Origin of the sequence: Nocardiopsis changdeensis, assembly GCF_018316655.1 — a bacterium.
Lineage (GTDB): Bacteria > Actinomycetota > Actinomycetes > Streptosporangiales > Streptosporangiaceae > Nocardiopsis > Nocardiopsis changdeensis.
Map to the genome: position 1 here is coordinate 86,982 of NZ_CP074136.1, position 13,293 is coordinate 100,274.

General features: G+C 73.1%; 15 protein-coding genes. 12 read left to right on the top strand and 3 right to left on the bottom strand.

Features of this window, described 5'->3' with window-relative positions:
- Nucleotides 1-5 precede the first annotated feature (5 nt).
- Nucleotides 6-1,181 (bottom strand): 3'-5' exonuclease, encoded by a 1,176-nt coding sequence (locus tag KGD84_RS33175; protein ID WP_220566076.1) that lies wholly within the window; start codon nucleotides 1,179-1,181, stop codon nucleotides 6-8.
- A gap of 237 nt (nucleotides 1,182-1,418) precedes the next feature.
- Entirely contained in the window at nucleotides 1,419-2,081 is a 663-nt protein-coding gene (locus tag KGD84_RS33180) for a hypothetical protein (RefSeq protein ID WP_220566077.1), read from the bottom strand.
- Between the two features lie 266 nt (nucleotides 2,082-2,347).
- On the opposite strand from KGD84_RS33180, the gene KGD84_RS33185 reads away from it, so the two are divergent.
- The 6 genes from KGD84_RS33185 to KGD84_RS33210 all read left to right on the top strand — a co-directional run bounded on the left by KGD84_RS33185 (nucleotide 2,348) and on the right by KGD84_RS33210 (nucleotide 7,342).
- Nucleotides 2,348-2,965, top strand: coding sequence for a hypothetical protein (locus KGD84_RS33185; protein WP_220566078.1), 618 nt, complete (start codon nucleotides 2,348-2,350; stop codon nucleotides 2,963-2,965).
- Nucleotides 2,966-3,069: 104 nt separating this feature from the next.
- On the top strand, nucleotides 3,070-3,963 hold the full coding sequence (locus tag KGD84_RS33190) for a hypothetical protein (RefSeq protein ID WP_220566079.1): 894 nt from the start codon (nucleotides 3,070-3,072) through the stop codon (nucleotides 3,961-3,963).
- 85 nt (nucleotides 3,964-4,048) lie between these two features.
- Nucleotides 4,049-4,789 (top strand): DUF2786 domain-containing protein, encoded by a 741-nt coding sequence (locus tag KGD84_RS33195; protein WP_220566080.1) that lies wholly within the window; start codon nucleotides 4,049-4,051, stop codon nucleotides 4,787-4,789.
- 204 nt (nucleotides 4,790-4,993) lie between these two features.
- Nucleotides 4,994-5,263: a hypothetical protein gene (locus KGD84_RS33200; RefSeq protein ID WP_220566081.1), complete on the top strand. Its 270-nt coding sequence runs from the start codon at nucleotides 4,994-4,996 to the stop codon at nucleotides 5,261-5,263.
- Nucleotides 5,264-5,351: 88 nt separating this feature from the next.
- On the top strand, nucleotides 5,352-6,077 hold the full coding sequence (locus tag KGD84_RS33205; RefSeq protein ID WP_220566082.1) for a hypothetical protein: 726 nt from the start codon (nucleotides 5,352-5,354) through the stop codon (nucleotides 6,075-6,077).
- A gap of 506 nt (nucleotides 6,078-6,583) precedes the next feature.
- Entirely contained in the window at nucleotides 6,584-7,342 is a 759-nt protein-coding gene (locus KGD84_RS33210; protein ID WP_220566083.1) for a hypothetical protein, read from the top strand.
- Nucleotides 7,343-7,380: 38 nt separating this feature from the next.
- On the opposite strand, the gene KGD84_RS33215 is transcribed toward KGD84_RS33210, so the two are convergent.
- Entirely contained in the window at nucleotides 7,381-8,364 is a 984-nt protein-coding gene (locus KGD84_RS33215) for a tyrosine-type recombinase/integrase (RefSeq protein ID WP_220566084.1), read from the bottom strand.
- Nucleotides 8,365-8,658: 294 nt separating this feature from the next.
- Here KGD84_RS33215 and KGD84_RS33220 point away from each other — a divergent pair, with 294 nt between their 5' ends.
- The 6 genes from KGD84_RS33220 to KGD84_RS33245 all read left to right on the top strand — a co-directional run bounded on the left by KGD84_RS33220 (nucleotide 8,659) and on the right by KGD84_RS33245 (nucleotide 13,068).
- Nucleotides 8,659-9,123, top strand: coding sequence for a type II toxin-antitoxin system prevent-host-death family antitoxin (locus KGD84_RS33220; protein WP_220566085.1), 465 nt, complete (start codon nucleotides 8,659-8,661; stop codon nucleotides 9,121-9,123).
- A gap of 133 nt (nucleotides 9,124-9,256) precedes the next feature.
- Nucleotides 9,257-10,357 carry a hypothetical protein gene (locus tag KGD84_RS33225; RefSeq protein ID WP_220566086.1) on the top strand — a complete coding sequence of 367 codons (1,101 nt, stop codon included), beginning with the start codon at nucleotides 9,257-9,259 and terminating at the stop codon, nucleotides 10,355-10,357.
- A gap of 73 nt (nucleotides 10,358-10,430) precedes the next feature.
- Nucleotides 10,431-10,997 (top strand): hypothetical protein, encoded by a 567-nt coding sequence (locus KGD84_RS33230; RefSeq protein ID WP_220566087.1) that lies wholly within the window; start codon nucleotides 10,431-10,433, stop codon nucleotides 10,995-10,997.
- A 69-nt stretch (nucleotides 10,998-11,066) separates the two neighbouring features.
- Entirely contained in the window at nucleotides 11,067-12,101 is a 1,035-nt protein-coding gene (locus KGD84_RS33235; protein WP_220566088.1) for a hypothetical protein, read from the top strand.
- Between the two features lie 77 nt (nucleotides 12,102-12,178).
- Entirely contained in the window at nucleotides 12,179-12,442 is a 264-nt protein-coding gene (locus KGD84_RS33240; protein WP_220566089.1) for a hypothetical protein, read from the top strand.
- A gap of 65 nt (nucleotides 12,443-12,507) precedes the next feature.
- Nucleotides 12,508-13,068, top strand: coding sequence for a hypothetical protein (locus KGD84_RS33245; protein ID WP_220566090.1), 561 nt, complete (start codon nucleotides 12,508-12,510; stop codon nucleotides 13,066-13,068).
- The last annotated feature ends 225 nt before the right edge of the window (nucleotides 13,069-13,293 follow it).

Sequence of the window (13,293 nt, forward strand, 5' to 3'; positions counted from 1 at the left end):
CGCCCTCAGGCGTCGAGCCCGGCGAGCACCGGCTGCCCCTGGTCCGCGGAACCGGCCGGGCTCAGGGCCGCAGCCATCTCCACCAGCCGCTCCCGGACGGCGCGGCAGTCCCCCAACGCCCGGTGCCCCCCGCCCAGCGGCTGCCACGTGTAGTCGCGGTGGTAGTGGTCCCACTCCCCGTACCACTGCGCGTACCACTCCATCGCGCACTCCCAGCGCGCGGAGCGCTCCAGCGGGAGCCAGTACCGCTCCACCAGGTCGCGCGGCCGCGGACCCAACTCGGCGGCCGCCCGCACCACCTCCCGCCGCAGCACCGCCGTGTCGAACTCCGCGTTGTAGATGACCACGCGGCGCCCCCGCAGCACCTCCCACAGGCGCGCGGCGAGATCGGCGTAGACCGGGGCCCCGACCAGGTCCGCGGCACCGATCCCGTGCACGGCCTGCGCCCCGGGGTCGATCTCGGCGCGCGGGTCGACCACCGTGTCCAGCAGCACCCTGCCGCGCCGGTCGGTCACCGAGATCTCGACCAGGTACCCGCACAGGTCCGTGGTCTCGGTGTCCAGGAAGACCGTGGCCGGATCATCGAGCACCTCCCGAGCCCAAGCCGCCGCGTCCTGCCTGTCGGCGGCGAACTTGCGCGTCCAGGACTGCGCCACGCAGGTTGGGCACAGGCGCTTGGTCCGGGACAGCTCGCTGCGGTCGCCGGCCACCTTCCCGCACCCGGCGCAGGTGCGCGCCGCCAGCCTGCGCCGCTCGGCGGCCGCTTTCTGCGCCGCCGTCGGCTCCCGCTTGGGCACCGCCTCGCGCACGTCGTACAGGTACAGCCGGTCCCGGTCGCGCCGGAAGCGCACCACTCCGCGGATCGGGCCGCCGGGCCGCAGCGGCACCGGCCGGTCCGGGCCGGTCTCGGCGAGCTGGGCGCGGGTGAGCAGGTGCGCCGGCGCCTGCCCCCACCGGTACTCGGGAGCCGCCAGCACCTGGAGACCGGTGCGGATCGAGGCCCGCGACGCCCGAGCCCGTTCGACCGCCGCGGCCGACCACCGGGTCCCATCGACGTCCGCATGCCTGATCAGCCCCGACCGCACCGCCCGCCGCCACTCCCCCAGCGACAGCCCCGCCCGCGCGGCCGCCTGCCCGGGCCCGTAGTCCGCCCGCTCCGTGCTGCGCGTCTTGCCCACCATCGTGCCTCCCGTTCGTGGTCGATGTGCAGCCGACAGTAACCCCACCGCGAGTACATGACAAGCGGTTCAGCCGCACCGGAAAACCCGTCTCACCAGGGCTTTTGTGAGCCCCAACCGGTGTGATTAAGTCTTCAGACTTAATCTCAGAGGCCGTCGCGCACTGGTCGATGGCGGACCGCGGGCGGTGACCCCTCCCCGCGGTCCGGAGGATGAGGCGCACCCAGGGGCGGCGGGCCGTCAGCTCACCGTGACCGGGCCGTGCACGGTCTCCGGCAACCGGATCCGGCGCAGGGCGGCCCGGTAGACGTCGCCGGGGGTGAGCACTCCGGTGGCGAGCCGGTCGTACTCGGCCCAGGCGTCCGGATCGTCGCGGCGGTGCACCAGCTTGGGGTGGGCGTCGCGCCAGGCGATCAGCGCCGTGACCGCCGCGGCCGAGTGCTCCCAGCACCCGGCCACCGTGCGCTGCGGCAGGTCTGCCCGGACCCGGGCGTTGACCACCCCGCGCCAGGCCCGGCCCGGCTCCCCCGTCCCGGTACCGGGCCAGCGCGCCACCGGCACCATGTCCCGGTCCACCTCCGGCACCGGCCCGGCCAGCCATCCCCGCTCCCCCAGTTCCGCGACCAGGGCGTCCCCCACCAGGAGTTCCGCTTTGGGGCGGACCCCGCCGGCCACCACAGCGGCGGCGAACTCGCGGCGCACCCTGCGCCGCCGACGCAGCTCCGCAGGGGGGACATCGACGGGTTCATCGTCCGGGTCGGTCGGCCAGCCCTCCTCCTTCAGGTGGCGTTGCATCCGGGCGTCGACCAGGCGCCGCAGTCGGCGCCGCTCGGACTGCCAGGCCAGGCGGACCCGTTCGGCGTCGGATTCGGTGGTGCGGATCTTGATGGGACTGAACTCCATCCACGTATTTTTGCATGTCAAGAAGTCTTAAGACTTAAACGAACCGTTAAGGGGTTCTGCGGCCGCGTGTGATCTACGTCGTAAGATTTCTGGTTCTTTTCTGTCCGCCCCAAGGGGCGCGCGCGAAGTGCGGGGCCGATCGCCTGTCGGCTAGCCGGGGCCCGCGCATCAGTGAAACTATGGTACTATAGTGATTGTTGATGAGGAGATTGGCCTCTCGTCATCAACGCGATACGACCGCATCCGCAACGATTGGAGTGCGCCCTATGGCGCGTGCACGGATCACCCCCGCGCACCTCACCGCACATCTACAGCGCCTGCTCTGCTCGCTGGCCACACCCCGGCAGTGGGAAGACCTCATCACCGCGGCCGACCGCATCGGCCGCTACTCCCCCCGCAACCGGGCGATCATCCTCGCCCAGTACCCGAACGCCACCAGCCTGGCCGGCAGCTCCGCGTGGGCCGGGTACGGCCGCCGGATCATCGGCGGACAGCGCGGGCTGGGCGTACTGGCCGTCACCCGCTCCCCCGGCGGCGCACACACCCGCGCCGACCACGAGCAGGACGTGTTCGCGCCCGACCTGCGTCCGCCCCACGAGCAGGACACCCCGGCCCACCACCCCGAGCCCGCCCCCTACCGGGGCGAGAGCGGCGCGACCGTGGTCAAGGTCTGGGACGTGACCCAGACCGCCAAGGTCACCGACTGCGCGGCGTGCGGCCGGGCCGCCGAGGCGCCGTGCGCGCCGGGCTGTGGCGGCATCCCCGGGGCGCCCGCCGAGTCGGTGACCCCGGCCCAGTGGTGGCAGCTGGTCCAGGAGCTGCCCGAGGGGTTCGACCCCGAGCCGGTGTGGGCCGCGCTCAACGAGGTCGTCTTCCTGGTCTGAGAGGCCCCCAGGGGCGCGGGACCTCTCCCGCGCCCCGGCTTCGCCCTCCTACTGTCCGCCGTGTTCGGACACGGCCCCCTTCTTTGCTTACTTGGAGTGACCATATGTTCCATGGCGACCTGTACGACGGTTCCCAGATGCTGCCCCATCCCGCCGTCGGCCGCCGAGCCGTGGTGCGCACGGACTGGGACAGCGGCCGGGTGGAGTACTCCCTCCTCTCCGTCGGCACGTTCACCCTGATGCCCGTACTCGACTGCCCCGAGGGGTGGAGCGACCCGCACGGGCGCACCCTGCCCTGCAACCACGTCCGGCTGTACATGGGCACCGGCGGCCCCCACACCCGGCAGGAGAACCGCAAGCACACCCCCGCCGTGCACGGGTACGGGCTCACCGGCCCGCTCACGACCGACACCCGACCCGAGATGGGCGGCATCAGGGGAGAGAACCAGTTGGCGTTCTCGACCTGGCAGAGCCTGCCCTCCGCCACCCGTGAAGAGGCGGCGCGGATCGTCAAGGCGGTGGCCGCCCACTGGGGAGCACGCCCCGACCTGGACCGCATCAAGGCCGCCTACGCCCGCACCCAGGCCCCCCGCCTGGAGCGCCAGGCCCGCAAGCACGCGGAGAGGGCCCGCGCCCGGTTCGAGGCGGCCGCCCGCGAGCTGGCCGGTGCGCTCGCCGACGCACACCACCAGCAGCGCCTGGCCGACACCCGCAGCGCCGCGCAGGCGGCCCCGCTGATCAGCCCGGACGCCCCGGCCACGGCCGAGTACACCGTCCACGGCGAGCGCGAGCGCCTCACCGGCGAGTACGCGGTCAACGCGGTCACTGACGGCACCGGTCGGGTGGTCCACACCCCGGGGCGCGGGTGGGTCTGGCAGACCCTGGAGACGGTGGTGACCGCCGCCGGCCCCGAGGACGCCGCCCAGGTGGCGGCGGCGATGTTCCCGAGCTTTGACGAGCGGGAGCACGACGAGAGCGGCGAGGAGGACGAGGAGTAGCGGCCCCGCGCCGCCCCGGGGAGGGGCGCGGCCCCGCGCCCCTCCCCCCACCCTCACCCGATCCGAGGAGCACAAGGAGACTCCCGTGGACGACGCCAAGGCCCGCCGCAGAATCGACGCCCTGCTGGCCACCGCCCGCCACCCCAACACCTCCCCTGCCGTCGCACAGGCGTACCTGGCCAAAGCCGCTGAGCTGCGCATCCGCTACAACGTCGACCCCGACGCCGCCCACCACTGCCCCGGCACCGGGCCGGACACGAAGGACGCCGGTGTGTCCTGGTGGGATTTCCACGTCCCCGACACCGGCGGGCGCGGAGCGGCGTGCGCCGCCGGCCTGGCCTACGTCATCGACGCCTGCGGAGGCATGTCGGTGCGCGGACGGGCCCGCAGCGCGGGCGGCTACCAGGTGACGGTGGTCGCCGCCGAGGGTGCCATGGCCCTCATCCGCGAGCTGGTGCCGGTGGTCCTGGAGCAGATGCACCGCCGGGCCGTGGCCGAGTGCCGCCGCTGGCGCGCCGAGCGGTACGGCGGCGCCACCGACGCCGAGGCGCGCCGGTGGCGCGAGGACTACGTGCGCGCGTTCGGTTTCGGCCTGGCCGAGCAGATCAACACCGGCAACCGCGATCTGGTCGCCGAGGGCGAGGCCGGGCGGGCGGCCGGGATGGTGCTGGCCGCCGACCGGACGCGGGTGCAGGCCGCCTACCGGCGCCGGTACGGGGGACGGGTGCGCACCGTGCCCGCCCACGGGGCGCGCCACGCCCAGGCCCTGGAGGCCGGGCGGCGCGATGGCCGCACCAGTGCCCCCCACACCCGGTCCGGCGCCTGAGCCGGACCCGACAGAGAAACCGGTGCGGGCCCCGCACGGGGCCCGCACCCCGACCCGGAAGGAACACCCGGTACAGCAGGACACCGCGACGTTGACAGGACACATGCCCACGCCGGTCAACGCCTACAACGCCCCCACATCCCCGACGAGCCCCCGGCCCTGCCCGCGCCCGAGGGCGCCGGCCAGGGCACGGCCGACCTGCCGGTGCCCGGCAGGACCTACCGCGCCACCTACAGCACCGACTGGCAGGACGGCGGGCGCACCACCTACCAGGTGCAGGGGGTGGGGGCGTTCGAGCTGCGCGCCGACACGGTCTGCTGCGCATGCGGGAACGACGAGCAGGGCCGCCCCCGGCCGTGCCGTCACGTGGAGGTGATCTACGGGCGCGGGCCCCGCTACACGCCCCAGGGCCAGCGCCAGGACCTGCGGGACGACGACCACCGGGGGCGGTGCGGGAAGCACCCCACAAAGTGAAACTATGGTACTATAGCGTGTGTCGATAGGGGGGATTGGCCTCTTCCCGTCGACGCCGATACGACCGTCTACCAGGGAGTACTCCCACATGATGCTGACGACGATCACCAAAAACTGGCTTTCCGCCCTCGGGATCTCCGAGGACCAGGTGCACAAGACCGCGCATGCCCTCCACGCCCTGGAGCCCACCGATCTCACCGTCCTGGTCGAGGCCGCCCGCTCCCCCTTCCTGGGCGAGCTGGCCGAGGTCGACCCCGCCGGGCGGATCGGAGCCCCGCGCCCCATCAGTGCGGCCCTGGCCGCGTCGGGATGCGTGTTCGCCCGCACGCTGCACGAGGGCACCCGCCCGCGCGACCACCATTGGCTCTCCCACCTGGGGTGGCTAGTGGCCTTGTACGTCCAGCCCGGCGGCGGCGACTGGGCCATGAGGCCCGAGGCCGTGGACCTGGACAAGGCCCTCGCCGAGCGGCACAGCGCCCACACGGGCGAGTTCAGCCTCCAGCCCCTGGCCACGCTCGGGCTGCTGCTGCACCGCACCCGCGTGCAGCTGGGCCTGTTCCACCCCGGCAACGACGTCGAGTACTGGCTGCTGACCCGCATCACGCGGTCAGTGCTCTGCGAGGTCATCAACGCCAAAGTGCCGGGCTCACCCCTGACCGAAGGCGGCTACGACGACGCGGCCGCCGCGATGATCACCCAGGCCGTCATCCACGCCGAGAGCGACGACGACGCATTCGACCTCGCTGACCGGGCGCGCATGCCCGACGCCTACAACGCCCGGCAGCGGTACATCCGCTCGCACGTCCGGTCCTAGACCCCCGGGGCCGCCCCACCACGGGGCGGCCCCGGCCCGCCGCGTGCACGGGCCGGCCGACACCCGGGGCTCCCGCCAGGACGCATGCGGGCCCGCGGCCACCCCGCCCGGCCCAGAAGGCCGCCGAAACACGAAAAACCGGCCCGGACCCCCTTGCGGGGCCCGCCCCGGAGGGCGAGTTGGCCTTGTCCGGGCCGGTTCCGATACGACCGCCTCCGATCGGCGGGGCGCACAATGGGGCCACACCACCGGAAACGACTGGACACATAGTAACCGCGGCAAGGAGAACGCACACCATGAGCGACCACCAGGAGCCGACGCCGGACCAGGCCGACGCCGGACTGCTCACCCTGGAGGAGTGGGCGAACCGCTGCGGCTACAGCTACAGCCGCGCCTCCACCCTCGCGCGCGAGGAGGAGGACTTCCCCGACCCCGTCCGGTACCGGATGGTGCCCAAGCGGCGCGCGGACACGCCCCTGCCGCCGGGCACCGACCCCGACCAGGCGGTGACCCTGGATAGGTTCGCCGACCTGATCGGATCCTCCGCCAAGACCGTGCGCCGTGTGGTCACCACCCACTCCCGGCCGCTCCCGCCCCTGGCCGACCCCGCGGAGCGGACCGCGTGGCCCACCCAGGGGCACCGTGCGCTGGGCGCCCTCCTGGAGTGGTGGAACGCCCGCCCGGCCACCACCACGAAGGTCGCCCTGTACGACCCCGAGAAGCTGGCCCCGTTCGAGCCCCGCCGGCCCCGGCCTGTGCCTCCGCTGGAGAAGCTGGGCGTGGCCCCGGACGAGGAGGTGACGGCGAGCCGGTTCGCGTCCCTGATCGGCGTCGACTACAAAACGGTCGGCCAGTACCGGCAGCTCTCCCCCGAGAAGATGCCGCGCACGGCCGACGGCCGGCGCGTGCAGGACCTGGAGTACGGCGAGATCGCCCAGTTCCGGCTCGAGGACCTGTACCGGTGGTGGCAGAGCCGCCCCGGCAGCCGGCTGGGCGACCGCACGGGCCAGGGCGCGGGCAAGCGCCGGCGCCGCGGTGACCGCCCGGCGCCGGAGGGGATGACCCTGACCAGGTTCGCCAGACTCATCGAGGTGGATCCCGCGAAGATGCACCGGTACCGGCGCCGGCATGCCGGCTCGATGCCGGCCACGGTCGACGGACGCCGGGCGCAGGACCTCGCCAAGGGCGAACGCGCCTACTTCCCCGCCGAGGGACTGCACCAGTGGTGGCAGAACCTTCCCGAGGACGACGAGGGCGCCCACTAGTGTCGGCCGGCCCTTACCTGTGGCGGATCCCGCAGGGGTCAGGCGCTGAGCAGGAAGGTCGCCACCGCGTAGGCGGGGGCGTTGGCCAGCCGGTGCTCACCCTGTTCGTACCGCTGCGTGGTGCGCGGGTCGGCGTGGTCCATCGCCTCTTGCAGGTCCCACAGCGACACCCCGGCCGCCCGCGCCAGAGTCGCGTAGGTGGCGCGCAGCACATGCGGACGCACCTGCGCGGGGGCGCGCAGGCCCGCGGCGCGCGCGCACCGGGCCAGGATCCGCGTCACCTGGTCATCGGACAGGCGGCCGCCGTCGTTGGCCAGGAGCAGCGGCTCCCATGCCGCCACCGGCGCCACTGCCCGCCGGGCCGCGTGGTGGGCGTCCAGGTAGCCGAGAACGGCCGGTACCAGCGGTGCCGTGCGGCGCTTGTCGCCTTTGCCGGTGTAGGTGATGGTCCGGTGCGCCCCGTGCACCCCCAGGTCGCCGACGTCCATGGAGGTCAGCGTGGCCACACGGAACCCGCCCATCCCCAGCAGCGCGACCACCGCGGCGTCGCGCGGCCCCCACGCCGGGGCGGCGTCCTCGGCGGCCGCCAGCAGGTCCAGGTACTCGCTCTTGTCCAGGGCCCGGGTGGGCGCACTGGCCTTGGGGGGGCGCTTGACCGACGCGGCCGGGTTGTGCAGGCCCAGGTCCTCGCGGCCGTTCTCCGCCGCGTAGCCCACCGCGAAGGAGTAGAACGAGGACACCGAGGCCAGGCGCCGGGCCCGGGTCGAGGAGGCGTCCCCGGCGGCCTGCCGGGCGCGCGTCCAGGCGTCCACGTGCACGCGCCGCGCCGCCAGCACGTCCACGCCCAGGCCGTCGAGGAACCCCGCCCACATCTCCAGGTCCCGGGCGTACGCCTGCCGTGTATGGGGGGAGGGCTGTGCGAGCAGCCACGCCACCCGGATCCGGTCGGCCAGGCCGGGCTCCGGCGCCGCTTCGGGGCGGGCGGTGGGGATGGTGTGCGCGGGCAGGGGCTCCAGGGTCATGTCCCTGAGCCTACGGCCCGCGTGCCGTGTCGCGCCGTTCGCGCGGGTCATCGGCTTGCCCGCAGGGGCGGTTGAAGATTTCCGACCGGAATTGAGGCAGGAGGCGGGCGGGTCGCCCGTCGGGCTCCGTCGGGTGGCGCTGCGCCGCCCCTTGGCCCAGGGGTGTGTCCTTCCTGGTCGCGGGGGGTGCTCGGAATTCCTTGCGGTTTTTCCGCGAAAAGCCCCCCGAGAAGAGTACGACGGTGTACTCTTGGAGTGTTGATTACAACGATGTACACATTGAGAGGGGGGCCGTTGTCCACCCAGACCGAGCCCAGTGCGCAGGTCAGAGACGCGCTCGGTGACCGTGTCCGCAGAGTCCAGGCCAGCGGGCAGACGCTCACACTGACCGTGGACGGCCGCGCCGACAGCGCTCTCGTGACGCTGGAGATGCTCACCGCCACCGGGCTGGCCCCGGTCGGGGCGTGGGGCATCCGCCAGGCCCGCGAGGAGTGGGCGCAGCTGCGCACCGCGGCCGCCGAACAGGGCCCGCAGATCATCACCGACCGGGGCACGCCCGTGGTCGCGCTCGTCTCGGCCGAGCACGCGCGCCTCATCGCCCAGGGCCTGCCCGTCCTGGAAGCGGCAGAGCTGCGCTTCGACGGGCACCAGATCACCGACCAGGACGGGCGCATCATCGCGCCCGGCACCTACAGCTACGTCGGGGGCGTACTCCACGTGCCCGCACCCGATGCCGACGGGGACGGCCATGACCGGTGACCTTCCCCGATACGCCGCGGGGCGGTACGGCCCGGAGCGGCGACCGGGGCGCTGCGAGCAGGCGGGCGCCCGCCTGCCCGGAGGCCACCACGGCACCGTCGCCACTCACGCCGAGCACCACAGGGAGCGCACCATGACCAGGACCGTCACCGTCATCGCCCACCGGACCCTGGAGGAGGTCACCCGCGAGTGGGAGCCCGTCCTGCACGGCCCTTCCCCCATCGAGGCGTACCAGACCTTCACCACCCGGGACTCCCGGAAACGGCGCCTGGTCCTGGAGCGCGTGGACGCCGGGCCCGGCCACGCCGGGCACCGGTGGGAGCTGGTCCACGCCGCCCCCGAGGACGCCGACCTGGACGAGAAGCTCGCGGCGCGGCGCACCCGTAACGACCTCCAGGGCTCCGCCACCCTCGAGGCCGCGCTGGTCGAGGCGACCCGGTACCTGCACGAGCACCCGGCCGGGCCGGACACCGCCCCGGCGCCCACCTACCCCGACACCGAGACCTACACCTGCACCCAGTGGGTTCCGGTGCTGCGCGAGGAGGTCACCGTGGCGTGGACCCGCACCCAGGGCACGTGGGAGGCCGAGGTTGACGGCCGCGCCTGGACGGCGCACGTGGACCGCACCGACTCCCGCAGCGGGCGCCGGGTGTGGGCCTACGGCACCGGCCCCGACGGCCGCGCCGAGTACGAGGCCGGCCCGCACGAGGAGGCCCACCAGGTGCTCACGCACCTGGCGTGGGAGATCGCGATCCGGGACCGGGTGGAGGCCCACCACCGGGCCGCCCCCAACACCCGACCCGCTCCCGCGCTCCGCCCGCGCGGGGTGCCGCTCCGCGCCGCGTCCCACCGCAGAGGAGTCGATGCGCCAGGGAATGCCGATACGGCTGAGCACCGCAGGCTGCAAGCCGCGCTGAACGACCGGGCCGAGTACCTGAACTCTACTGTCGGGTACGGCCACTGGGCGGCGTTCAAGTCGGTGACCGGGTGGGGCGGGTCCGTCGAAGAGTATGTGGCCGACGCCCTCCGAGGCCAAGTCGATGTCGATGTCGAGGTGGTCGCGGCCGACTTCCGGGCTGCGCTCAACAAGACCCTCCCCGAAGGCGTGTCCCTCCAAAACAACGAGTTCTACGGCCCCAGCTCCGAACGCCCACCGTGGAACGCCGACGTCTTGAGGGCCGCGATCGACGCGGTGGACTTCTGGGGGATCGTCGCCGAACACGACAACTCCTGACCCACCCCTGCTCCCCGCCCCCGCGGGGATACCGCCCTGGGCGGAAGACAATCCCACAAGCAGAAAGGCCACCATGGAACTCCAGCAGCGCCGCCGAGCGCGAGCCCGCGCCCTCATCGACACCCAGCTTGCCGACTACGCCGGCACGTACACCGTCACCGAGGACACCGACGGTGAGACCCTTCTCGTGCACCCCACCGTGGACTGGGACCAGATCACGGAAGCACGGTGGGAGGAGGTCATGAGGATGCGGTCGGCACTGAACCGCTCACACGAGCTGATCATCGACCGCCGGATCGGTGAGGTCGACCTGGGCCCCATGGTGGTGCGCCTGGGCGCCCTGTACGAGCAGGCGGAGAAGATCGCAGGCTTCGGTGTCCACGCCCGCGCGGCCGAGTACCCCGTCCTGCTGCCGAGCGACAGTCGGCCCAGCCCCAAGGCCCTGGCCGCCGTGCATGCCTGGGAGGCCCAGCAGGGCGCCGAGCACGGGACCGTGAAGCTGCTCCTGATGGAGGCCCACCTGCCTCCGAACCTCTCGAAGTTCCATGCGGTGGGGTGGGACACCAGCGTCTCCGACGGCCCGGGGGCCCCGTGGGTGCTGGCACCGCTGGCCTACCTGGCCGCAAACGCCACCTCCTGAGAGCGCAAGCCCCGCGCATTGCGGGGATGCCGCCCACCCGGGCGGACCCGAACCTCCAGGAGGATCACCGTGCAGCACCAGATAACGTTCGCGGCCGACACCCGCGAGTTCGTGGAGATCGACCGGACCGTCACCGACTCGGGCGCCGTGCTCATCACCAAGTCGTCCCTGGTCGGGCTGACCGAGACCGGCCAGCCGGAGCGCTACCACAACGAGCGCACCGGCAGGTCCTTCGACCTGCACGTCTACGCCGACGCCAGCGGGGAGCGGTGGCACGTCGCCACCATGGTCACGGACGAGGCGATGAAGCCGTTCGGAGGCGTCACCGGTCGGGAGGTCTGGCAGGTCCCCGCCCGGGAGTGGAGCTACGGCTACAGCTCACGGCACAACTTCCGCACCCGCCGCGAACTGCTGGCCCACCTGGGAGACGAGGACGCGCGGAAAGCCTGCTGGGAGCAGCTCGACACCACCATGAAGGACGCCGCCGCGGCGGCAGCCGCGGCCGGGGGGCGGGTGGAGTACGCCGAGCACCGGGAAGAGCCCGCGCTACTGGACCGGGCGGCGTACACGGCCGCGTGCGAGCGGGTCGGGCTCGTCCCCGGCACCGAGGACGAGATCCGCGCCTACCGGGGCCTGGCCGACCGGTGGCCCATGTTCGAGTACAGCGTGGACCACATCGTGTGGACGCAGCTGTCCCGGGCCTACGCCCAGTGGCTGGCGCAGCAGGACGACCGCCAGGCGCAGCGCCGCCTGGAGCAGGCCACCGCCGCCCACCCGGGCGACGCCTACAGCAGGGAGCAGTTCGAAGCCGCGTCCCGTGCCGCCGGGTACGAGGAGCCGCTGCCTGACGAGCGGGTCTCGATGATCTTGAACCCCTACTGCCTGACCCAGTGGGAGGAGGACCCGGTGCTGCTCGCGCTCGCGAAGCGCCGCGGCCGCGGCATGGTCGCCGAGGCCGAGCAGGAGGGTCGGCGCTGCGACGAGTGCGGGACCCTCATCGTCGGGAGCGGCCACGCGGCCAGTCTCGGGCTGGCGTGCGACTTCGAGTGCATGCACGCGATGTCGGCCCGTCCCGGCCGGTACGCCACCCGGCACGGCAGCTGACCACCAGACACCTTGCCCCGCCTGCGCGGGGATGCCGCCCACCACGGGCGGGACCGACCCTCGAAGGAGAGAAAACCATGCCCGACTTGACCAGCGCCGACATCCGCGCCCTGCTCGGCTCCCGCGTCGAATCCCCGGTGCTGTACATCGATGAGGCCGGCGACCTCGCCGTGGGCCCCGCGGCCGAGGTCTGGCACCGCCGGGTGGTGTCCACCCAGGTGGCGATGAAGGATTCACTTCTTCCGCCGCACAGTGGTGAGCTGACCGACGACGACATCGAGGAGCTGCTTCCCCATCTCCAGAGCGATGTCGACCAGACCGCCGAGGCCCTGGACTCCTGACCCCTCACCGGAACCGCACTCGCGGGGCCGGGTGCGCCCGGCCCCTGGAACGGAACAACGACGCCATGTCCACGACTTCCCGGCTTCCCGCCGAGCTGCGAGAGCACTACTGGATCGGTGTGCACTACCAGCGCCAGCCCCGCGTCAGCGGCATCAACCCGCCCATCCAGACCGCTTTGATCAAGCCCGTGCGGGAACCGGGGTACTACCCCGTGCTCTACCACCTGCGCGAAGGCCGCAAGGGGGACGGCGTGGTCATCCGGTGGGGGGAACGCATCCCCACCGACCGGGTCCCCGACAACGTGCACGCCGAACTGGTGGCCTTCGCCATCGACCATGACGTGCGCTGGCAGGAGCGCGAGGCCGAGCGGGCTCGGTCCGCCGCCGAGTACCAGGCCCTGCTTGACAAGGAGATCGCTGAAGAGGAGGCGAAGAGGGCCGCCCGCGCCGCCGCCGACAGCCGCCCGGTGTGCGGGATTCGCGCCCCCCACTGCGGGAACTGCGGGCGCCGGATCCACGGCGGCGGCATGGCCGCGTCCCTGGGCCTGGCCTGCGGCCCCGACTGCTTCGACGACATGGACAACGAACTCGGCGGGCACGACGAGGAGTACCAGCACCCCGGATAGGGGCGCACCGGCAGGGCGCGCGTGTAGAGTGCCTGCCATATCCGGCCCCTGACGCGAACGAGAACCCCTCCCCCATCGGCCCCGCACCCGCGGGGATGCACACCGGTCCGGGCCGCTGCGCCCAGGCCCCCCTTTTTTCCTCCCGCGCTCGCGGGAACGGCCCCCCTCTTCCGGGGGCGAGACCGCCGCGCCCGCACCCCTGTACGCGGGTCGCGGCTCCCTGAC

Excerpts from the sequence above, each read along its gene's own strand:
- KGD84_RS33185 (WP_220566078.1), top strand. The coding sequence starts at position 2,348 with ATGGCGCGTGCACGGATCACCCCCGCGCACCTCACCGCACATCTACAG.
- KGD84_RS33245 (WP_220566090.1), top strand. The coding sequence starts at position 12,508 with ATGTCCACGACTTCCCGGCTTCCCGCCGAGCTGCGAGAGCACTACTGG.
- KGD84_RS33180 (WP_220566077.1), bottom strand. The coding sequence starts at position 2,081 with ATGGAGTTCAGTCCCATCAAGATCCGCACCACCGAATCCGACGCCGAA.
- KGD84_RS33205 (WP_220566082.1), top strand. The coding sequence starts at position 5,352 with ATGATGCTGACGACGATCACCAAAAACTGGCTTTCCGCCCTCGGGATC.
- KGD84_RS33230 (WP_220566087.1), top strand. The coding sequence starts at position 10,431 with ATGGAACTCCAGCAGCGCCGCCGAGCGCGAGCCCGCGCCCTCATCGAC.
- KGD84_RS33190 (WP_220566079.1), top strand. The coding sequence starts at position 3,070 with ATGTTCCATGGCGACCTGTACGACGGTTCCCAGATGCTGCCCCATCCC.
- KGD84_RS33215 (WP_220566084.1), bottom strand. The coding sequence starts at position 8,364 with ATGACCCTGGAGCCCCTGCCCGCGCACACCATCCCCACCGCCCGCCCC.
- KGD84_RS33225 (WP_220566086.1), top strand. The coding sequence starts at position 9,257 with ATGACCAGGACCGTCACCGTCATCGCCCACCGGACCCTGGAGGAGGTC.
- KGD84_RS33240 (WP_220566089.1), top strand. The coding sequence starts at position 12,179 with ATGCCCGACTTGACCAGCGCCGACATCCGCGCCCTGCTCGGCTCCCGC.
- KGD84_RS33175 (WP_220566076.1), bottom strand. The coding sequence starts at position 1,181 with ATGGTGGGCAAGACGCGCAGCACGGAGCGGGCGGACTACGGGCCCGGG.